Genomic DNA, 21,714 nt, shown 5'->3' with positions numbered 1-21,714 from the left:
TGTTTGAAGATTGCTAAGGGGGATCATCCGTGTCAAGATCGTGGCAGCGTAAAGTACAAAAGAATCAAGAGCAAATCAACAAGCAGCGCAAGAAACACGGACAAGCTCCGCTCATGTCGGCGAAGTCCGGCAAGGCAGGGCTGGATACCTTCAAAGGCCGCAGTTATCTGATGCCGGCGTTCCTGCTGCTTTTCATCCTATTCTATGTGATCGTGACGATCAATTCCGACGCGTTCAAGCAAGCCGACACGATGTTCTGGGTCACGATTGCCTGTTACGTGGTGCTTGCGAGCTTGTTCCTGCTGCGCAGACCGTACCTGTCGGTCGGAAGCGATTTCGTTCGCACCCGCCGTTTCGCCGGAGATCGCAACGTGTACGTCAGCAATATCAAAGCGATCAACACGCAGAAAGGCTATATCGTGATCGAGCAGCATAAGGGCGGCAATTGGGTCTTCTCGCGCGTCATGAACCGATATCCGATTGAACCGATGACGGCGCGATTGAAAGCATTTGCCGAGCAGCACGGAATTCCGTTTACCGAAAAATAACAGAGTGGAGCGCACGAGAAACCATGGCTAAACAAGCAGTTCTGTTCGATTTGGATGATACGCTGCTCTGGGACGACCGCAGCGTGCAGGAGGCGTTCGACGCGACCTGCGAAGCGGCTGCCGCACAGACAGGCGTGAATGCCAAAGCGTTGGAGGAGGCGGTGCGCCGCGAAGCCCGTGCCCTCTATGAATCCTACGAGACGTACCCGTTCACGAAGATGATCGGCATCAACCCGTTCGAAGGGTTGTGGGCGAATTTCCTGGAAGGCGAGCAAACCGAGTTCCGCCAGCTGCAGCAGCTGGCGCCGGGTTATCGCAAGGAAGCGTGGACGCGCGGCCTGAAGGCGCTCGGCATCGATGACGAAGCGCTCGGCGCTCAACTGGCGGAGCGGTTTCCGGCCGAACGCCGGGAACGGCCGTACGTCTATGAAGAGACGTTTGCCGTCTTGGATAAATTGAAAGGCAGCTACAAGCTGCTGCTGCTCACGAACGGTTCCCCCGATCTGCAGCGAGAGAAGCTGGCGGGCGTGCCGAACATCGCGCCTTATTTCGATCACATCATCATTTCTGGCGAATTCGGCAAAGGAAAACCGTCCCCGGACATATTCCGCCACGCGCTCGAACGTCTCGGCATCGAACCGGAACACGGCATCATGGTCGGAGACAAGCTGACGACCGATATACTTGGCGCGAATACCATCGGCATGTCGTCCGTATGGATCAACCGCCACGGCATAACGCGCACGGATGACATCATTCCTACCCATGAAATCAAGCATTTGGAAGAACTGCTGCCGTTGCTGGTCTAAACGGCACGGCGAGCGGATCGGCGGCAAGCAAATTCCGGAATCACAGATGGTTCATCGCCTACAATCGCCGTCGCAACGCGCAGGGAGTTTGTTCGCATTTCTTAATGGAGCTCTTGTCATCAAGCAAAGAAAAAGGAGACCAATCCGCGGAAAGGTCTCCTTTTTCTTTGTTTTGTTTTAGAGAGCGAAAAACATCGCGAATAAATAGTGACCGAAGGTCGGTATGGAGTTGAAGCAGCGTCAGCGGTCGCCTTTGTAGTCTGATTTCAACCTCTAATCTCTTACATAATCAAAAAAAATCAGAACTACAACAGCGAGCGGAAACCCATACCGACCGCAGGTCATGCTTTAAATGAACGCTTTTAAGCGAACGTCGGATCTTCGATATTGTTCGCGATCCAGCCGTCCTTCTCGATGAACAGGCGAACGGCGATGATCTCGCGGTTATCCATCAGCGTGAAGAAATGCGCTTTGTTCTCCGGAACGGAGATGACGTCGCCGGCTTCGAGCTCAACGTCGAAGTAACCGGTGTTTTCGTCGCCCTTGATGATGAAGATGCCGCGTCCGGATACGATGCCGCGGATTTCGTCCTCGGTATGCGTGTGGATTTGCTCGAATTTTTTCAGCAGCTCTTCGATGTTCGGCGTTGCGTCCGACAGGGAGATGACATCCCAGATTTGATAGCCGCGGCGAGCGGCCAAGTCGCGGATCTCGGAATCGAACGTGGAGAGGATCGTCGCTTTCTCTTCGTCGCTCAGTACGAATTTGTTATGAAGTTCGGCCGGAAGCTTGGAAGCGTCCCAATGCTCGTACAAGACTTCTTGTTTGTCCAAAAACGCGCGGACGTTCTCTTCGCCGCTGATGCGTTCGTTCGTGCCGCGTACGCGGATCTCTGCCATGCGAATCCCTCGTTTCAAATAATAATCGTATTTCCGATAAGAATAATTATAAAACATATTGGCAGCCCTGTCGACCGAGTCGGGGACCCATATGAAAACGGGCGTTCATGCCTTTTCACAAGGTTGGAATTCTGGTAGAGTATAAGGAAATGACTTTTTGCCGAACCGTGGGGCGAGCCTTGCTTCCGGTCGGCGATGAGCGGCAGCTTCGGAAGGGAAGTGCATCAATGACGAAACCGACGATACAGGACATGCTGGCGAAACGCATCCTTATACTGGACGGCGCGATGGGCACGATGATTCAGCAGCGCGACCTCGGTCCGGCCGACTTCGGCGGCGAAGAGCTGGAGGGCTGCAACGAGATGCTCGTGCTGACCCGTCCGGACGTCATCCGGGACATCCACGAGGAATATTTGGCCGCGGGCGCGGATATTCTCGAGACGAATACATTCGGCGCGACGGGCGTCGTGCTGGCGGAATACGATATCCCGGAGAAAGCACGGGAGATCAACCTGGCCGCGGCTAAGCTCGCGCGCGAGGCGGCGGATAAATATTCGACGCCGGACAAGCCGCGTTTCGTCGCGGGCGCGCTCGGACCGACGACCAAGACGCTGTCCGTCACGGGCGGCGTGACGTTCGATCAGCTGGTCGACGACTATTGCGAACAAGCGCTGGCCTTGATCGAAGGCGGCGTGGACGCGATGCTGTTGGAGACGTCGCAGGATACGCTGAACGTCAAGGCCGGCACGATCGGCATCCATAAAGCCTACGAGGCAACCGGCATCGTGCTGCCGCTGATGATATCGGGTACGATCGAGCCGATGGGCACGACGCTGGCGGGACAAAACATCGAATCGTTCTATATCTCGCTTGAGCATATGAATCCGATTTCCATCGGCCTGAACTGCGCCACCGGTCCGGAATTCATGCGCGATCACATTCGGTCGCTCTCGGAAATCGCGCGTACCGCGGTCAGCTGCTACCCCAATGCAGGACTCCCGGACGAGAACGGAAACTATCACGAATCGCCGGCGTCGCTGGCGAAGAAGATCGCGGATTTCGCCGAGCACGGCTGGCTGAACATCGCCGGCGGCTGCTGCGGAACGACCCCCGACCATATTCGCGCGCTGGCCGAGACGCTGGCCAACTACGCGCCGCGGAAGCAGTACGGCGATCATCCGCCGGCGGTGTCCGGGATCGAGACGGTGTTCATCGAAGAGGATAACCGGCCGATCATGATCGGGGAACGGACCAACATTTCCGGCTCGCGCAAATTCAAGCGCCTGATCAAGGAAGAGAAGTTCGATGAAGCATCGGAGATCGCGCGCGCCCAAGTGAAGGGCGGCGCGCATGTCATCGACATCAACCTGCAGGACACCGACATCGACGAATCGTACGCGGTGCACCGGTTTCTGCCGGAAGTCGTGAAGAAGATCAAAGTGCCGCTCATGCTCGATTCGACCTATGACCACATCATCGAGCTGGGGCTCAAATACTCGCAGGGCAAAGCGATCATCAACTCCATCAACCTGGAGGACGGCGAATCGAAGTTCGAGAAGATTCTCCCGCTGATCCACCGTTACGGCGCGGCGGTCGTATGCATCCTGATCGACGAGCGCGGACAAGCGGTCTCGCGCGAAGCCAAGATGGAAGTGGCCACGCGCTCGTACGAGCTCCTCACGGAGAAGTACGGCATGCAGCCGGAGGACATCATATTCGATCCGAACATGTTCCCGGTCGGCTCCGGCGATCCGCAGTACATCGGCTCCGCCGTGGAGACGATCGAAGGGATCAAGATGATCAAAGCCAAATACCCGCGGGCCAAGACGATTCTCGGCCTTAGCAACATCTCGTTCGGGCTGCCGGACGCGGGCCGCGAGGTGTTGAATTCGGTCTATCTGTATCACACGACCAAGGCCGGCCTCGACTATGCGATCGTCAATACGGAGAAGCTGGAACGGTACGCGTCGATTCCGGAAGAAGAACGCCGCTTGGCGGAAGAACTGATCTACAATACGAACGACGATACGCTTGCCGCATTCGTGGCTGCCTTCCGCGAGAAGAAGGTCGTGAAGAAAGAGAAGATCTCGACGTTGACGCTGGAGGAACGGCTCGCTTCCTACGTCGTGGAAGGCACGAAGGAAGGACTCTATCCGGATCTTGACCTCGCCATGCAGAAGTACGCGCCGCTCGACATCATCAACGGCGCGCTCATGCGGGGCATGGAAGAGGTCGGCCGGCTGTTCAACAACAACGAGCTGATCGTCGCGGAAGTGCTGCAGAGCGCCGAGGTCATGAAGGCCTCCGTCACCTACCTCGAGCCGCATATGGAGAAGACGGAATCCGCGGTCAAAGGGAAGATCATTCTCGCGACCGTCAAGGGCGACGTGCACGATATCGGCAAGAATCTGGTCGAGATCATCCTGTCGAACAACGGATACAAGATAATCAACCTCGGCATCAAGGTTCCGCCCGAGCAGCTGATCGAAGCCTATCGCAAGGAACCGGTCGACGCGATCGGACTGTCCGGCCTGCTCGTCAAGTCTGCGCAGCAGATGGTCGTGACGGCGCAGGATTTGCGCAATGCCGGCATCGATGCGCCGATCCTGGTCGGCGGCGCCGCGCTGACGCGGAAGTTCACCAAGACGCGGATCGGCCCGGAATACGACGGCCTCGTGCTGTATGCCAAGGACGCGATGGACGGGCTGGATATCGCGAACAAGCTCATGAATACCGATCATCGCCGGGTCTACGAGGAAGAAATGGCCGCGTTCAAAGCATCCGGCGGCCTGGAAGAGGAAGTGAAGAAGCCGCTGCCGGAACTGACCCGCGCGGTGAAATCGAACATTTCGCCGGATGCGCCGGTCTATATCCCGCCGGATCTGGAGCGCCATGTCCTGCGCAACGTGCCGATTCCGCATATCGTGCCTTACGTCAACATGCAGATGCTGCTCGGTCATCACCTTGGCCTCAAGGGCAACGTCGATCAGCTGCTGAAGGAAGGCAACGAGAAGGCGGTTAATCTGAAGGAGACGGTCGACACCCTCTTGGACGAGGCGGCGAAAGGGCTGCTTCAAGCGCATGGGATGTACCGCTTCTTCCCGGCGCAGTCATCGGGCAACGACATTATCGTCTATGATCCGCAGCAACCGGGCGTGGAGATCAAGCGCTTCTCTTTCCCGAGGCAGCAGGTGGAGCCGTATCTGTGCCTGGCGGATTTCCTCAAGTCCGTGGAGAGCGGCGTCATGGATTATGTCGGCTTCCTCGTCGTAACGGCAGGCGAAGGCGTGCGCGAGAAAGCCGGCGAGTTGAAGGATAACGGCGATTATCTGCGTTCCCATGCGCTGCAGTCGGTAGCCCTCGAGGTCGCGGAAGCGATGGCCGAGCGCGTTCACCACCTGATGCGCGACACGTGGGGCTTCCCGGATCCGCCGGAGATGACGATGAAGCAGCGCCACGGCGCGCGGTATCAAGGCATCCGCGTATCGTTCGGATACCCGGCGTGTCCGAACCTGGAAGACCAAGAACCGCTGTTCGAGCTCATGCATCCCGAGGACATCGGCGTGCTGCTGACGGAAGGCTTTATGATGGAGCCGGAGGCCTCGGTATCCGCGATGGTGTTCGCGCATCCCGAAGCGCAGTATTTTAACGTCGAGAAAGTATAAGCCGAATGATGGCGTACCCTCCGAAGCATGGTATGAACCCTGCCTCCCGGAGGGTATTTTATAAGGATGGGTAATGGCGGAAGAAATGGAGGGAACAGCTTGCAGCTAACGTTTCTCGGTACCAGCGCGGGGAGGCCGACCCGAACGCGCAACGTCACGTCGATCGCCCTGTCGCTGCCGGAGCCGCAATGCGGCTTCTGGTTGTTCGACGTCGGAGAGGGCACGCAGCACCGGATGCTCGGCAGCCGATTCAAATTGAACAAGCTGGAACGGATCTTCGTCACGCATCTGCATGGGGATCATATTTACGGGTTGCCCGGCCTGCTCAGCAGCCGCGGGTATTTCGAAGGCGCGGGTCCGCTGACCATTTACGGTCCGACCGGGCTGCGCCAATATTTGGCCGGCATCTTCGAGCTGACCGGCGTTCATTTGGGCTACGAGTTGAACGTCATTGAAATCGCCGAAGGCGAGGTCGTCTCGGACGACCGTTACGTCGTCGAAGCGGCCGAATTGCAGCATCGCCTGCCGTGTTTCGGTTATAGGGTCACGGAACGCCCGCAAACGGGGCAATTGAATCTGAAGCGGCTCGGCGAGCTGGGCGTGCCGGCGGGTCCGCTCTACGGCAAGCTGAAGCGCGGCGAGGATATTACGCTGGAATGCGGCCGCAGCATCGCCGCTTCGGACGTCGTCGGGACTCCGCAGCCGGGCCGCGTCGTGACGATTCTCGGGGATACCCGACCCTGCGACAATGCGGTGAGGCTTGCCCGCAACGCCGATCTGCTCGTGCACGAAGCCACGTTTGCCGGCGGACTCGAGGAGAAGGCGGCCGCCTACGGCCACTCGACGTTCACGCAAGCCGCCGAGATCGCCCGGGATGCCGGAGCGAAACGGCTGGTAGTCACGCATTTCAGCTCCCGATACGACGATGAGGCCGTGGCGGAGCTTGCGAACGGGGTGAAGGATATTTTCGCGGAGATCGAGCCCGCCGTCGAGATGACCGATATTCTCATTCCGAGGCCGCCCCTTACAAATTCGTAAAAATACGCAAACGCTCCCTTGACAGTCCGCTGATACGATGTTGGCGAAGACCGACGACGATACAGCAGACGAAGGGACGATGATGCATGGATACCGGAAGTCATCTCTTGTTTGGCGTTACGCTTGCAGGCTTGGCCATTGCGAATCCCGTCGTTGCGGCTCATCCGGAGCTGCAGCATGCCGTGCTCGCGGCGACGTTGATCGGCAGCCACGCCCCGGATTTCGACTCCGTCATGCGGCTGCGCGGGCCTTCCGCGTACATTAGGCATCACCGGGGCTTGACGCATTCCCTGCCTGCGCCTTTCCTATGGGCTCCGTTGCTCGGATTGCCCATCGCGTGGTTGTTCGGCGCGCAAGCATGGAGCGGGACCGTCGTCCTGTGGACCTTGATCGCTGTTTTTTTTCATATCGTCCTGGATCTGTTCAACGCGTACGGCGTGCAATGCTTAAGGCCGTTCACACAAAAATGGCTGCACCTCGACGCGCTTAGTTTATTCGATCCCTATCTGTTCGCGGCGCACGGGACGGCAGCTTTGTTATGGCTGTTCGGCTACCCGCATGCCGTGCTCGTATTCCAGCTCGTCTATGGGTTAACTGCCGTTTATCTGGCCTGGCGTCTCGCGGTGTACCGAAGCGTCGTCGGCAAGCTGAGCGCGAAATACCAGCTCGAAGACAGGCGCATCACGATGCTCCCGACGCTGCTCGGCGCATCTTGGCAATTCGTGGCTGACCTGGGTGACGAATATTTGACGGGGTATTACCGCAACGGCCGGGTGAACGAGGTCGCCTGTCTCTCGAAAGCGAAGCCGGAAAATCTCGCGGAAGCGGCAAAAGCGACGATGGGCGCCGACGGCGTGCGCGCGTTCCACCATTTCTCGAACCGTATCCACGTGAAAGTGCAGGAGAAGGTCGACGGTTACCTCGTTACATGGAGCGACGTTCGGTTCTGGCATCATCACGGCATGCCGTTCAGCGCGGCCGTCACGCTGGACCGCAACATGAACGTGCTCAGCGAGCATATCGGTTGGAACAAGAAGTCGTGGCAGCCGCCTTTCGTGTAAACGCGGCTATCGCATGAAGCCGTTGTTAGAATAATGCCCTTGGAAGGGTTGCTGAAGCTTGTCCGGCGTCCGTTGAAAAGCTGTTCAACGCTGCCGCATGCTTCGGCCCTTCCGAGGGTTTTTTGCGTTTGCGGCAGACGCCGGCTCTCCGACCGCGGCATTTTATTGCGAAATCGGGCATCTGCTCGCCCTGTCCGAACCCCTCTGATTCGGCGATTCGAGCCTGATTCCACTTCTCCCTAGTCAAGCGAACAGATATTCGCTAAAATGGTGCATATAAAGAGGTGAGCCCTTCATGTTGAACAGGAAAACGTTGCCAGAACTGATCGAAGATTTGCGCGAGAACGACAATGTCATCAACTGGCATGAAATAGAACCGCAGGAAGCGAAAGCGAGACCGATTCCCGAAAGCGTGGACGTCCGCATTCGGGATGCGCTGGTCCGGCGAGGCATACAGGAGCTGTACACGCACCAGCATTCCGCGTACGAAGCGGTAAACAAAGGCGAAAATATCGTCGCCGTCACGCCGACCGCGTCGGGCAAGACGATGTGCTACAACTTGCCGGTGCTGCAGGCCATCGCAACGGACGAGACGAGCCGGGCGCTCTACGTCTTCCCGACGAAAGCGCTGGCCCAGGACCAGAAAAGCGAATTGAACGAGATCATCGCCGAAATGGGCGTCGATATCAAAAGCTATACCTACGACGGCGATACGTCGCCGACGATTCGGCAGGCCGTGCGCAAAGCGGGCCATATCGTCATCACGAACCCGGATATGCTCCATTCGGGGATTTTGCCGCATCACACCAAATGGGTGAGCCTGTTCGAGAATTTGAAATTCATCGTCATCGACGAGCTGCATACCTACCGGGGGGTATTCGGCAGCCATGTCGCGAACGTCATTCGCCGGCTGAAGCGGATCTGCAGATTCTACGGCAGCGATCCCGTCTTCATCTGCACATCGGCGACGATCGCGAACCCGAAGGAACTGGCCGAGCGGCTGACGGGCAATCCGATGCGTTTGATCGACGATAACGGCGCCCCTCGCGGCCGGAAGCATTTCGTCTTCTATAACCCGCCGATCGTCAATCAACCGCTCAACATCCGGAAAAGCGCGACCGTAGAGGTCAACCGGCTGGCGCGCGATTTTCTGCGAAACAAGATCCAAACGATCGTATTCGCCCGCAGCCGGGTGCGCGTGGAGCTGATCTTAAGCCATATCCAAGAGCTCGTTCGCAACGAATTGGGCTCGAAGTCGATTCGCGGCTATCGGGGAGGTTATCTGCCGAAGCAGCGGCGGGAGATCGAGAAAGGACTTCGGGACGGAGACATTCTCGGCGTCGTCAGCACGAACGCGCTCGAGCTCGGCGTCGATATCGGGCAATTGCAGGTCTGCATCATGACCGGCTACCCCGGAAGCATCGCCAGTACGTGGCAGCAGGCGGGGCGGGCAGGCCGCAGGCACGGCGAAGCGCTGATCGTCATGGTTGCCGGCTCGACCCCGATCGACCAGTACATCGTTCAAAATCCCGAGTACTTTTTCGATCGCACCCCGGAGTACGCGCGGATCAACCCGGAAAACCTGCTCATTCTCGTCGACCATTTGAAATGCGCGGCTTACGAGCTGCCCTTCAAGGAAACGGAAGCCTTCGGTCCGCTGGACGTGAAAGACATCATGGAATACCTGGTGGAGGAACGGGTGCTGAACCGCAACAAGGATACCTACTATTGGGCGAATCTGGCCTTCCCGGCAAGCAACGTCAGTTTGCGGTCCGCGTCGCAGGAGAACGTCGTCATCATCGACCAATCCGTCACGGGAGACGTGAAGATCATCGGCGAGATGGACCGGTTCAGCGCGATGACGCTGCTGCACGACGAAGCGATTTATTTGCACCAGGGCGTCCAATTCCAAGTCGAGAAGCTGGACTGGGACCATCGAAAGGCGTACGTGCGCGAAGTGGACGTCGAGTATTACACGGATGCCAACCTGGCCGTACATACCAAGGTCCTCGAGATCGACAGGACCGACGCCCGGAAGACCGGAACGATCCATTACGGCGATGTCAGCGTTACCGCAATTCCTACCATTTATAAAAAAATCCGTTTATCGACGGGCGAAAATATCGGCTCGGGTCCGATCCATCTCCCGGAGCAAGAGCTGCACACGAGCGCGGCCTGGCTGGAAATAAGCGAAGCCGACCCGCAGCTGGGGACGAAGACGCTGGAACAGCTGCTGCTCGGCATCGCGAACGTGTTCAACCATATCGTGCCGGTGCTCGTCATGTGCGATCGCAGCGACGTCCACGTCGTGTCGCAAATCAAAGCCGACCATACCGGGCTTCCCACGATCTTCATATACGATCATTATCCGGGCGGTATCGGGCTTGCCGATGACGTGTACAAACGATTCGACGAGGTCAAATCCGCCGCGATCGACCTGATACGCAAATGCCCGTGCGAGGACGGCTGCCCGTCGTGCATCAGTTCGGAAATCGAAGGCATGAACGCGAAGAAGAAGAGCCTTCAGCTATTGGAGGGGTTATAAGATGAACGTTTTCGCATCCGATATAACGAATGAATCGGTCCCTAACTCGCATGCGCAGGCGGCCATCGAGGAAGCGGGCGTGTCGTCATGAGCGGGCTGAGAGACCGGCTGCTCCGGCTGCGCAGCTCGCAGGCCGCGCAGGCGGAGCGGTTGGCGGGGATGGTGGAACGACCGGCGGAAGCTGCGGCACAGGACGAACGCGTCGATCGTTACGTATCTGCTCATGAGCACGGTCTTAACCCGCAGAGCGGCGGGGGGGACGAAGCCGGAGCGATGCCGCGGGCTGTCGATGCCGCCGAACCCGAGCAAGAATCCAGAAGCGCCTCCTTCTCCCCGATGTCTCCGGATAAGGCAGATCTCCCTGACGAAGCGTCCGTCTCCAACCTTGGGGATGCAGATAACGCACACGGACTATCACCGGAATGGGATCAGATCGGCGTTCGTGTCGTCGCTTCCATGGCAGGGGAGTTTCTCGTCCGGAAAACCCGATATCCGCTGGCGCATCGCCATGGGGTGCATCAGCTCGCCGAATTGCCGATCGCGCAACGGGCATTGAACGCCTTCGATCAAGCGAAAAGCGTCGATCCCGACGGCGCGAACCTGCTTTTCCTCGATTTGGAGACGACAGGACTCGGCGTCGGAGCTGGCAACGTGCCCTTCATGGTCGGATTGGCCTATCTGCAGGAGGAGGCGTTCGTCGTCGAGCAGATGCTGATTCGCCATCCGGCCGAAGAGCGGGCGATGATCGGTTATTTGTGCGCCATGCTGCCGAGCTTTACGCATCTCGTGACGTACAACGGCCGGACGTTCGATTGGCCGGTTCTGTACAATCGCTTCGTTTTGCACGGCTTTCGGACGTTCGAATGGGAGCCGGTGCACATCGATTTGCTCCATCCTTCGCGGTCGATATGGCGAAATACGCTTGTTTCCTGCAAGCTCAGCCACGTGGAGGAGGAACGGCTCGGCATCACGCGAAGCGACGACGTGCCGGGTTCGCTTGCGCCCGCGATCTATTTTCAATACCTTGCGGACGGGGATCCGGAGCCGCTGCTCGGCGTATTTCAGCATAACGAGACCGATATGCTCTCGCTGGCCGCGCTTGCGATCCGTTTCGGCCATTTCCTTGGCGGCGGCTTAGGCACCCGCCTTCCCGTGCCGAATGAAGCCGAGGAGCTGCTTCGCACGGGATTGTGGCTGGAACGCATGGGGAAGAGGGAGCTTGCCGAGCCGCTGTATGTCCGATTCGCCGAGCACTCGGGCGCGTCCGCGAAAACGTTGTGCCTGCTGGCGGAACGCGACAAGAAATGTGGAAATTGGAACCGCGCTGTGTTATTGTGGCAGAAGGCTGTGCGCGCGTCGGAGGATGCGGTATGGCCGAACTATGATGCGCATATCGAGCTTGCGATGTATTACGAACATAAGACCAAGGAGCTGGAGCAAGCGCTGCTGCTGGCGGAACGGGCTTTCGAGCTGGCGGATGGCCGCCATGGCGCTCTGAGGCCGCAAGGCAAGCGCAGAACCGAGCTTGACTTGATTCGCAAGCGAATCGACCGCTTGCGCTTGAAACGATCGAAGGGGTGAACGGCATGGGACTCGGCGCGACACGCCTTCGGGGGTTGTTAATCGATTTGGATGGTACGCTGTATCACGGGGGCAACATGATTCCCGGCGCGGATGAATTCATCCAGCTGCTGCGCAAGGAAGATATACGGTATTTGTTCGTCACGAACAATTCGTCCGCTTCGCCGGATACGGTGGCGGAAAGGCTGAACGGCATGGGCATTCCGGCGGATCCGTCGGACGTATGCACGTCCGCGCAGGCGGCGGCCGCATACATCGCGGAACGTCAGCCCGGTGCCCGCGTGCATGCGGTGGGCGAGTCCGGACTGCTCGCCGCGCTGCGGGAAGCCGGCCTGCGCCTGACGGACGACGAACCGGAGCTGGTCGTGCAGGGCATCGACCGGGCGCTGACCTACGAGAAGGCGGCGGCTGCCGTCAAGCATATCCGCGGCGGAGCGCAATACATATTGACGAATCCCGACCTGCTGCTGCCTTCGGAGCATGGGCTGATTCCCGGCGCGGGATCGATTTCCGCCATGCTGCGGGCGGCTTCGGGCGTCCAGCCGATCGTGATCGGCAAGCCATCCGCCATTCAGATGCATTTTGCTTTGAAGCGGTTAGGCTTGGCGCCGGCCGAGACTTGGGTCGTCGGAGATAACCCGGCAACCGACATCGCGGCGGGAAAAGCCGTAGGTTGTCCGTCGGCCTTGGTATTAACCGGGCTGGCAACAGCCGACAATTATAAAGCGCTGCTGTCGTCGGCGGACTGCGAGGCCAACGAGGTCTTCGAAGATTTGTACCGCTTGCAGTCGTGGCTGACAAGCCGGCTGGAACAGCAGAGACAGAGCCGATAGGAAGGAAGTCTTAGCATGCCGGAATATCCGGAAATGGAACATTACCGCAGGCTGCTGGCGGAACGCGTCGCCGGCCAGCCCATTACGAACGTAATCGTCACAAGGCCCAAGTCTATCAACGTCCCGGTGGAAACCTTCGAGCGCGAGCTCATCGGAAGAACCGTCTGGTTCGTGGAACGGCGGGGCAAGATGCTGCTCTTCCACCTCGACAACGGCAAGCGGCTGCTCCTGCATCTTATGCTGGGCGGCCTCATTCGTTATGAATCCCATGCGCCGACGGCGGAAGGCCTGCCGCAGGAGCGGCCGGATCGTTCCGTGCAGGTCACGATCGGGTTTCCGGACGCGGACCTGTGCTTCATCGGATTGCGGCTGGGCTATATCCATCTGCTCACGGTCAAAGAAGCGCTAGCCCGTCTCGCCGACTTGGGTCCGGAGCCGTTCGACAGCCGACTGACGCTGGAAGGCTTCAAGGCGCGCTTCAAGGGAAAACGCGGCTCGCTCAAGACGGCCTTCGTCGAGCAGCGCGTCATTGCGGGCATCGGCAACTGCTATGCGGACGAGATCGCGTTCGAGGCCGGCATCCGGCCCGATGCCAAGCTCGCCGAGATCGAACCGGAATCCTGGGAGCGAATCTATAACGCGATGCACGCCGTGCTGAAGGATGCCGTCGCCAAGGGCGGCTACATGGAGCTTCCGCTGACCAATGACGATACGGTGACCGGCGGGTATAACGAGCATTGCCGCGTCTATGACCGCGGCGGCGAGACCTGCCCGCGATGCGGCGGCACGATCGTGCAGACGGAGCTGAACGCGCGCAAGCTGTTCTATTGCCCGTCCTGCCAGAAGGACCGGTGATCCCGCGTGCGCGCCGGCGTTCACGTTTCCACGAGGGGCGGCTACCGCGAAGCGGCGAAGCGGGCGGCTGCGTACGGCGCGGAAGCGTATCAATATTTCCCCAAAAATCCGCGCAGCCTGACGGTCAAGCCGTTTGACCGCGGCGAGGCAAGCCGATGCGCGGAGTATTGCGCGGCGCACGGCATCGTATCGATTGCCCATTCGCCGTACCCGACGAATATCGCCTCCGAGGATGCCGATCATCGCGAGCGGACGGCGTTGTCGCTGCTCAACGACCTGGATATCGCCGAAGCCTGCGGCTCGTTGGGCGTCGTCGTTCATTTCGGCGTTTACAAAGGACCGGATCCGCTGGAAGGCTACCGGAACGCGGTCTTGACGCTCAGTGCGGTCGCGCGCCAGTGGAACGGCAAGGCGAAGCTGCTGATCGAGAACCAGGCCGGCGAGCATACGTTCATGGGTACGACGATGGAAGAAATGGCGCAAATTCGGAGCTTATGCGCGGATAACGACAAAATCGGCTTCTGCCTCGATACCTGCCACCTGTTCGCAAGCGGAGTCTGGGACGGTCGTCCGGACGCGCCATGGATGGACAAGGCGATCGAACTCGGGGTAATCGGGCACCTGAACGCCGTTCATCTGAACGACTCGCTCTATCCGAGCGGGGAGAAGCGGGACAGGCACGCGGTCATCGGAGAAGGCTGCATCGGGGAAGCGGGCTTAACATGGCTGCTGGGGCATCCGTTGCTCGCGATCACGCCGTTCGTATTGGAAACGCCTTCGGGGGCAGACGGCACGCATCAAGGACAATTGGAACTTATTCGGCGCATGGGAGGATCATAATCGCATGATCAACGTCTATTTGGATGATTACAGGCCATGTCCGCCAGGCTTCGTGCTCGCGAAATCGGCGGCGGAATGCATCCTGCTGTTGGAACACGAAGAAGTAGACGTGCTCTCGCTGGACTTCGAGCTGGGCTGGGGGCAGCCGAACGGCTTGGCCGTCGTGCAGTTCATCGTGGACAGCGGGCGTTATCCGCGAAGCTGTTACTTCCATACGTCGAGCGCCGCGGGACGCATCGGCATGATTCATCTGCTGACGCAGCATGCGCCGGCGGATGTGGCCATCCATCACGGACCGATGAAGGCGTAATAATTGGGGGAGGGAAATGGCGATGATTTCCTTGAAGGACATCACGTTCCGTCGCGGGGACAGGCAAATATTGAACGGCATCAATTTACATATGAACGACGGGGAGCATTGGGTCATCCTCGGCCGCAACGGCTGCGGCAAGACGACGCTGCTCGAGATGATGACGGGCTATGAATTTCCGACCTCCGGCACGGTAGACGTGCTTGGCAACCGCTACGGGGAGTGCGACGTGCGCGAGGTGCGCAAACAAATCGGCTATATCAGCCAATCGGTCATGGAGAAATTGACCCTGCGCGATCCGGTATGGGAAGTCGTGGCGACCGGCGAATACGCCTTTCTCCGGTTCTATCAGGAGATCGAGGAAGGCGTGCGGCTCAAGGCGTTGTCGCTGCTCGCGGAAATCGGGCTGCTCCACACCGCCGAGCAATCGCTCGGTTCGCTGTCGCAAGGGGAACGGAAGAAAGTGATGCTCGCCCGCGCGCTGATGCTCGATCCGAAGCTCCTGATCATGGACGAGCCGTGCGCGGGACTCGATCTCTACGAGCGCGAGAAGCTGCTCATCGATCTCGGACGCCTCGGCCGGCGAGACATGACGATCGTCTACGTAACGCATCACATGGAAGAGATCATTCAGTTGTTCACGCATGTCGCGCTCGTCCAAAACGGTGAAATCGCGGCGGCGGGGCCGAAGAAAGAAGTGCTGAGCGCCGAATCGCTGAGCGCCGCATACGACTGGCCCGTGGACGTGCATTGGGCAGATGACCGTCCGTGGATACGGGCATTACCGGGAGGAAGAACGCAGTGACAGAATGGATTGGAACCGCGAATCACGGCTTCGCCTCGCTTGCGATGGAAGAGCTTCGCAGAATGATAAAGGAAATTAAATTTACGCAGCTCATCGCCGGCGAAGTATTTCGGATCGAAGTTCCGCTAAACAGCGAGGCCATGTTCGATCTGCTCCGGACGAACGAGCCGATATTTCTGCGGCATATCCAGCCGATCGACCGCATCCTGCCGATTCAAGGCAGCGCCGACGATCTTCAAGCGCTGTCCGAGCTGGTGCGGCACGCCAGGATGCGCTGCGAGAAAGGCTCGACCGCCGTCCATCTCAGACGGGCCGAGGGCACGCGGTTCCCGTATTCGGCAGCGGATACGAAAGCGGTGCTGGATGCGGTCATCATGGAGCTGGGCGCCGAAACGACCATGCAGTCGCCCGATCAGATCTTATCCATCTTCGCCGGCGCGGACGAGCTGTACGTCGGCTGGGGAACGCCCGCGGAGCAGCTGTCCGACTGGCCGGGCGGCGCCGTCCGGTTCCAGCGCGAGGACGGTCAGATATCGCGCGCGAAGTTCAAGCTGCTGGAAGCCGAACGGGCATTCAAGCTGTACTTGGAGAATTTCCGGGAAGCGCTCGACATCGGCGCCGCGCCCGGCGGGTGGACGCAGCTGCTGCTCGAGCGGGGACTTCGCGTCACGTCCGTCGATCCGGCGGACCTGCATCCGAAGCTGTCGGCTTACCCGCGCTTGACGGCGCTTAAGAAAAACGCATCGGATGTTCGTTTCGCGCCGGACACGTTCGATCTGCTCGTCTGCGACATGAGCTGGAGCCCGATGCAGATGGCGAAGCTGGTGCTGGAGAAGACCGATGCGCTGCGGCAGGGAGCTGCGGCGGTGATCACCGTCAAGCTGATGCACAAGAAGCCGCTGCAGACGATCAAGGACGTCATCGCGAAGCTGGAGACGGCGTTCGAGCTGCGCAAAGCGAAACAATTGTTTCACAATCGCGACGAAATTACGCTATACTTGGTGAAAAGATAATGGAACCGGATCGTTGATCCGATTCAATATGCGCGCGGGAAAGCATCCCGGACTTGCAGGCCTATGGTCTGCGCGTTCGGGGTGCTTTTTTGCATTACGCGGGAGGCTGGCATTCATGGAACAGGGCAATAACGAGATTTTCGAGAGCGGGACGCTGATCGGCGGCCGTTACCGCATCCACGGCCTGATCGGCAGAGGCGGCATGGGAGAAGTGTACGCGGCGGAGGATTTGCGCCTGCAGGGCAAGATTCGCGCCCTGAAGGTGAATCGTTCCTCGGTGGGAACGGGGCTGCGCAGCGCGGAGGAGGCAGGGCTGCTGATGCGGCTCAACCATCCGCATTTGCCGTTGATCGTGGATTATTTTCCGCCATCGGGCAGCGAGGCGATCGAGCTGATGGTGATGGATTATATCGACGGCATCACGCTGCAGGCTTATATGGAACAGCACGGCGGACTTGTATCTGCGGCGCGGGTCATTGAAATCGGGATGCAGCTGGCCGAGGCGCTTCGCTACCTGCACGGCCAACAGCCCGCCATCATTCATCGGGATTTGAAGCCGACGAACGTCATGATCGACCGCAGCGGCTTCGTGCGCCTGATCGATTTCGGAATCGCCCGCGAGTTCAAGCCGGGACAGGTGAAGGACACGGTGACCTTGGGCACGCCCGGCTTTGCGGCGCCGGAGCAGGAAGGAGACCGACAGAGCGATGCGAGGACGGACGTGTTCGGGCTTGGCGCGCTGCTGTATTATCTGCTTGCAGGGGGCACATCGAAGATAAGCGGCAGCAGGAGCCGAGGCGGGTTCGAGGCAACGGCCGGTCAAGCCGGGCTCGACGGAGCATGGCTGCTCGGCGGGTCGCCCGCGTTGGCAGCCGTTATCGGACGCATGACCGATCCCGTTCCCGCCTTGCGTTACGAATCGATGGAAGAAGCGCGCAAGGCGCTCGAGGGCTGCTTGTACGGCGATGCCGAGAACGGCAGGGGATCGCATGCCCGTCCTCCGGTATCCCGCATACCGGCCGCGCGGCGCCGACAATCCGTCGTGGTCGCCTCTTTGTCTCCCGGCGCCGGCGGGACTTTCACGGCCATTACGCTGGCGCATCTGCTGGAGCGGCCGGGAGGCCCGGCGATCGCGGCCGTCGAGCACCCCGCCCTCGAACCGGAATGGCATGCCCTGCTGCCCGCGGCCGGGAAACAGCCATCTCATGGCAAAGCGTCGCCTGACCGCCGTTACGTCATCATGACTTCGCCGTCCGCAAGCTTGGCATGGTACCGGCTGGATCCGTCGATTTCTGCCGCGGCTTCGCAGGAAGCGGAGCTGCAGCTGAAACATCGCTTGATGCTGCAAGCCATCCAAGCTTCGGTCGTCGTCACCGACGTGTCCAGCCGCTGGCTGTCGCCGGAGATGGAGCGGGAGCTCGCGGCCTGCGACTGCCTGCTGTTCGTCGTCGATCCTTTTCCGTCGAAATGGACGATTCAGCGTTTGGCCGCGGCGAAGCGGATCTGCTTCGAGCGGGAAGCCGCCGGCAAAGGCACCTATTGGGTCGCCAACAAGGACGGCAAATTCGGCGCCCGCGGCGCGTGGCTCGCCGCGATGCCGGCCAGGCCGAGCTGTTCGATCCCGCTGCTTCCTGCCGATGAATGGACCGATCAGATGTGGTCCGGCAAATGGGCCACGTCGAACCGGCGATGGCTCCCGCTGCTCGAACGCGCGCTTCAGCCCGTCGTGAACGCGATCTTGGTGCCGTTATAACGCCAAAGACGGCGATTCTGTGCTACAATGATGTGCGTGCGGGCGAGGCGAATGGCATTTCCAAGGCTTGGTTGCGCGCTTCCGGCGCGAAGGCGGGGGCCGGCCGCATGCTTGCATTGGCGGACATGCTTAATTATGATTATGGGAACGGGTCCGCCGGGATCCGCAATAAGACTAGAGCAAGGTAGGTGCAAAACGAGTATGAACGAACGCATTCTTGTCATCGAGGATGAAGACGGCATTGCGCGGATTCTCCAGCTTGAACTGGAGCATGAGGGTTATTTCGTCGGCCGCGCATCCGAAGGCAGGAGCGGATTGGAGCAGGCCATGAACGGCGAGTGGGACCTGCTGCTGCTTGACGTCATGCTGCCCGGCTTGAACGGCATCGAAGTGCTGCGGCGCATTCGGCAGGCTGGCAATTCGATTCCGATTATGCTGATTACGGCGCGCGACACGATTCCGGATAAAGTGAGCGGGTTCGAGCACGGCGCCAATGACTATATAACGAAGCCATTCGCGATGGAGGAGCTTCTCGCGCGCGTGCGCAATCTGCTTCGCATCTTCCAGCAGCAGCCGAAGGAGCCCGAGAGCCCGGACGTGCTGAAAGCGGCGGATCTCTCGATCGAGCTCCGGACGCGCAAGGTGTTTCGCAAGGACCTGCCGATCGAGCTGACGCCGCGGGAATTCGAGCTGCTCGTTTATTTGGCGGAGCATCGGAACGAGGAGAAGTCCCGCGAGGATATTTTATCCGAGGTGTGGGGCTACGACTTTATCGGCGAAACGAATCTGGTCGACGTGTATATCCGTTACTTGAGGCAGAAGGTCGACAAAGGTTACCGGCACAAGCTCATTCATACCGTCCGCGGCGTCGGTTACATGCTTAAGGAGCCGGATGCATGACGCTGCGCCGAAGATTCACGTTCTTTACCATTTTTTGGCTCATCTTCATCTTGATTTTGTTTAATATTTTCGTATATCTATTCGTGATCAAGATTACCATTCGCAGCGAAGACCAGCTCCTGACGAACAAAGTGAACATCCTGCTCGAGGATCCCCGGATCAATGACCCCAGTCAGCTCGCCAACAGCGATTTGCTGCGCGATTATTACAATGTCAGCGAACTCATGCGCGTCGTGGACAGCAGCGGCAAGGTGGTCAACACGCAGGGCTCCGACCCGGAGCTCCTCGCCCTTAAGCCGGATTTCTCCACGCGTCATGACACGGGCATGTTCTTTATCGAAGGACGGCGCGTGCTGTACATGAAGGTGCCGCTCTTTCACGATAACGAGGTCATCGGAACGCTCGAGCTGTACCGGAAGCTTACCCTGCTCGACAGTTACTTGAAGGTATTGGTCATTGCGCTGACGATTACGAGCATCGGGGCGATACTTTTTGCGATTTTCGGCACTTATTGGTTCACGTCGCGCCTGACTTCGCCGATTCAACATATGGTGCAGACGATGCGGGAAATCGACCGGAGCGGGAAGCTGCGCAAAATCGAGCTTTCCCAGCGGGATCAATCCGCCGAGCTGCTGCAGCTTGCCAGGGCGTTCAACCAAATGATCGACCGTCTCGACCGGACATTCGAGCGCCAGAAACAGTTCGTCGCCGACGCTTCGCATGAGCTGAAGACCCCGATTACGGTCATCACCAGCTATGCGGGGATGCTGAAGGGTTGGGGCCGCGACGACGTGAATATCCGCGAAGAGGCGATCGAAGCGATCAGCAAAGAATCGCAACGGCTGCAAAACCTGACGAAGTCCATGCTGCAGCTGGCGCAGGCGGAGCAGGAGGATTGGCTGAAGCTGGAGACGTTCAATCTCGTGCAGCTGGCCGACGAGACGGCGGATATGCTGCATATGACGTTCCAGCGGCTGATCCGCGTCCACACGACCGGCAAGCAGGACGTGCGGCTTAGCGCGGACAAAGAGAAAATCCGTCAATTGCTCGTCATCTTGCTCGATAATGCCATTAAATACAGCAAGGACCCGATCGACATCAACATTTCCATGCACAAGAACGTCGTGCGTCTGGCGGTGGCGGACAAAGGCATCGGGATTCCCGAGGACGAGATGCCGTATTTGTTCGAGCGGTTTTATCGGGTGGACGGGGCCAGAAGCCGCGCTACGGGCGGCGTCGGGCTCGGTTTGTCCATCGCGAAGCGGATCGTGGACATGCACGAAGGCCAGATCGACGTGTTCAGCAAGCCGGAGCAGGGAACGACGATCTCGATCGCGCTTCCGCAGAAAAAATAACGATAAAGCCAAGGGGAGAGGACCATGAGCGGTTTACGCGTATGCGCGGTGCAGTATAAGCTCGCCGACATTGAGAGCTTCGATCAATTCGCTTTTCAAGTGCGGCACTACGTCAGGAACGCCTCGGAGTACGGCGTGCACGCGATATTGTTTCCGGAATTTTTCACGACGCAGTTGCTCTCGATCGGGGATGCGAACGGCGCAGCGCTCACCATCGATAAGCTGCCGGACTTTACGGCTGCGTACGTGGCGCTGTTTCAGTCGCTGGCGGCGGAATACCGCGTCCATATCGTCGGCGGCACGCATGTCGTCGCGTTGGAAGACGGCAAGTTGAATAATACGGCGCATTTGTTCTATCCGGACGGCCGCGTGGAGAAGCAGGCGAAGCTGCATATGACCCCGACGGAACGCGAGGAATGGAACATGTCGCCCGGCGACGGACTGCAGGTCTTCGACACGGAATTCGGAACGATCGCGATGCTGACCTGCTACGACATCGAATTCCCGGAAATCGTCCGGATGGCAAGGGCCAAAGGCGCGGACATTATCTTCTGTCCGTCCTGCACCGACGACCGCCACGGCTTCTATCGCGTTCGCTATTGCTGCCATGCCAGAGCCGTGGAGAATCAAGTTTACATCGTGACGACCGGCACGGTAGGATCGCTTCGGAAGGTCGACTTCATGCGCGCGAATTACGGGCAGGCGGCCGTCCTCTCGCCGAACGACATTCCGTTTCCTCCCGCCGGCATCATGACCGAAGGCATCGTCAACGACGACATGCTCGTCGTCGCGGACGTGAACGTCGGGCTGCTGCACGACGTCCGGGCGGCAGGCTCGGTTACGACATGGCGGGACCGCCGCGTCGATCTGTACGGCGACTGGTCTTAATCGGGCGCCCTCTCGA

General features: G+C 59.2%; 18 protein-coding genes. 17 read left to right on the top strand and 1 reads right to left on the bottom strand.

Annotation, left to right across the window (positions count from 1 at the left end):
- Positions 1–29 precede the first annotated feature (29 nt).
- Both AC50YL_RS11240 and AC50YL_RS11235 read left to right on the top strand, forming a co-directional pair.
- A complete protein-coding gene (locus AC50YL_RS11240; protein ID WP_494831936.1) occupies positions 30–548 on the top strand; it encodes a hypothetical protein in 519 nt (172 codons plus the stop codon).
- A gap of 23 nt (positions 549–571) precedes the next feature.
- Positions 572–1,357 (top strand): HAD family hydrolase, encoded by a 786-nt coding sequence (locus AC50YL_RS11235; RefSeq protein ID WP_494831935.1) that lies wholly within the window; start codon positions 572–574, stop codon positions 1,355–1,357.
- Positions 1,358–1,719: 362 nt separating this feature from the next.
- Here the strand turns inward: AC50YL_RS11235 and AC50YL_RS11230 are convergent, their stop codons facing one another.
- Positions 1,720–2,256, bottom strand: coding sequence for a 1,2-dihydroxy-3-keto-5-methylthiopentene dioxygenase (locus AC50YL_RS11230; protein WP_494831933.1), 537 nt, complete (start codon positions 2,254–2,256; stop codon positions 1,720–1,722).
- A 227-nt stretch (positions 2,257–2,483) separates the two neighbouring features.
- Between AC50YL_RS11230 and metH the strand changes: the two genes are divergently transcribed.
- The 15 genes from metH to AC50YL_RS11155 all read left to right on the top strand — a co-directional run bounded on the left by metH (position 2,484) and on the right by AC50YL_RS11155 (position 21,698).
- Positions 2,484–5,921 (top strand): methionine synthase, encoded by a 3,438-nt coding sequence (gene metH, locus AC50YL_RS11225; protein WP_494831930.1) that lies wholly within the window; start codon positions 2,484–2,486, stop codon positions 5,919–5,921.
- Positions 5,922–6,020: 99 nt separating this feature from the next.
- A complete protein-coding gene (gene rnz / locus AC50YL_RS11220; RefSeq protein WP_494831928.1) occupies positions 6,021–6,959 on the top strand; it encodes a ribonuclease Z in 939 nt (312 codons plus the stop codon).
- An 86-nt stretch (positions 6,960–7,045) separates the two neighbouring features.
- The gene (locus AC50YL_RS11215; RefSeq protein ID WP_494831926.1) at positions 7,046–8,020 is read left to right on the top strand and encodes a metal-dependent hydrolase; all 975 of its coding nucleotides are present in this window, start codon (positions 7,046–7,048) and stop codon (positions 8,018–8,020) included.
- Positions 8,021–8,315: 295 nt separating this feature from the next.
- Positions 8,316–10,565, top strand: a complete 2,250-nt coding sequence (locus AC50YL_RS11210) for a DEAD/DEAH box helicase (protein WP_494831924.1) — start codon at positions 8,316–8,318, stop codon at positions 10,563–10,565.
- An 87-nt stretch (positions 10,566–10,652) separates the two neighbouring features.
- The gene (locus AC50YL_RS11205; protein ID WP_494831922.1) at positions 10,653–12,146 is read left to right on the top strand and encodes a ribonuclease H-like domain-containing protein; all 1,494 of its coding nucleotides are present in this window, start codon (positions 10,653–10,655) and stop codon (positions 12,144–12,146) included.
- Between the two features lie 5 nt (positions 12,147–12,151).
- Positions 12,152–12,979 (top strand): TIGR01457 family HAD-type hydrolase, encoded by an 828-nt coding sequence (locus AC50YL_RS11200; RefSeq protein WP_494831920.1) that lies wholly within the window; start codon positions 12,152–12,154, stop codon positions 12,977–12,979.
- 15 nt (positions 12,980–12,994) lie between these two features.
- Complete coding sequence (locus tag AC50YL_RS11195; protein WP_494831918.1) at positions 12,995–13,834, top strand: Fpg/Nei family DNA glycosylase; 840 nt, start codon at positions 12,995–12,997, stop codon at positions 13,832–13,834.
- 6 nt (positions 13,835–13,840) lie between these two features.
- On the top strand, positions 13,841–14,674 hold the full coding sequence (locus AC50YL_RS11190; RefSeq protein ID WP_494831916.1) for a deoxyribonuclease IV: 834 nt from the start codon (positions 13,841–13,843) through the stop codon (positions 14,672–14,674).
- Between the two features lie 4 nt (positions 14,675–14,678).
- Positions 14,679–14,984: a cyclic-phosphate processing receiver domain-containing protein gene (locus tag AC50YL_RS11185; protein ID WP_494831914.1), complete on the top strand. Its 306-nt coding sequence runs from the start codon at positions 14,679–14,681 to the stop codon at positions 14,982–14,984.
- A 22-nt stretch (positions 14,985–15,006) separates the two neighbouring features.
- Positions 15,007–15,789 carry an ABC transporter ATP-binding protein gene (locus AC50YL_RS11180; RefSeq protein WP_494831912.1) on the top strand — a complete coding sequence of 261 codons (783 nt, stop codon included), beginning with the start codon at positions 15,007–15,009 and terminating at the stop codon, positions 15,787–15,789.
- Positions 15,786–16,802, top strand: coding sequence for an SAM-dependent methyltransferase (locus AC50YL_RS11175; RefSeq protein WP_494831910.1), 1,017 nt, complete (start codon positions 15,786–15,788; stop codon positions 16,800–16,802). The genes AC50YL_RS11180 and AC50YL_RS11175 overlap by 4 nt, the downstream gene beginning before the upstream one ends.
- 115 nt (positions 16,803–16,917) lie before the next feature.
- Positions 16,918–18,555, top strand: a complete 1,638-nt coding sequence (locus tag AC50YL_RS11170) for a serine/threonine protein kinase (protein WP_494831908.1) — start codon at positions 16,918–16,920, stop codon at positions 18,553–18,555.
- A gap of 201 nt (positions 18,556–18,756) precedes the next feature.
- Positions 18,757–19,455, top strand: coding sequence for a response regulator transcription factor (locus AC50YL_RS11165; RefSeq protein WP_494831906.1), 699 nt, complete (start codon positions 18,757–18,759; stop codon positions 19,453–19,455).
- Positions 19,452–20,810: a HAMP domain-containing sensor histidine kinase gene (locus AC50YL_RS11160; protein ID WP_161741949.1), complete on the top strand. Its 1,359-nt coding sequence runs from the start codon at positions 19,452–19,454 to the stop codon at positions 20,808–20,810. Before AC50YL_RS11165 ends, AC50YL_RS11160 begins: the two co-directional genes overlap by 4 nt.
- 24 nt (positions 20,811–20,834) lie before the next feature.
- Complete coding sequence (locus AC50YL_RS11155; RefSeq protein ID WP_494831904.1) at positions 20,835–21,698, top strand: carbon-nitrogen hydrolase family protein; 864 nt, start codon at positions 20,835–20,837, stop codon at positions 21,696–21,698.
- The last annotated feature ends 16 nt before the right edge of the window (positions 21,699–21,714 follow it).

Source organism: Paenibacillus sp. J22P277, from assembly GCF_059383675.1.
This window is presented reverse-complemented; position numbering and strand designations above follow the sequence as displayed.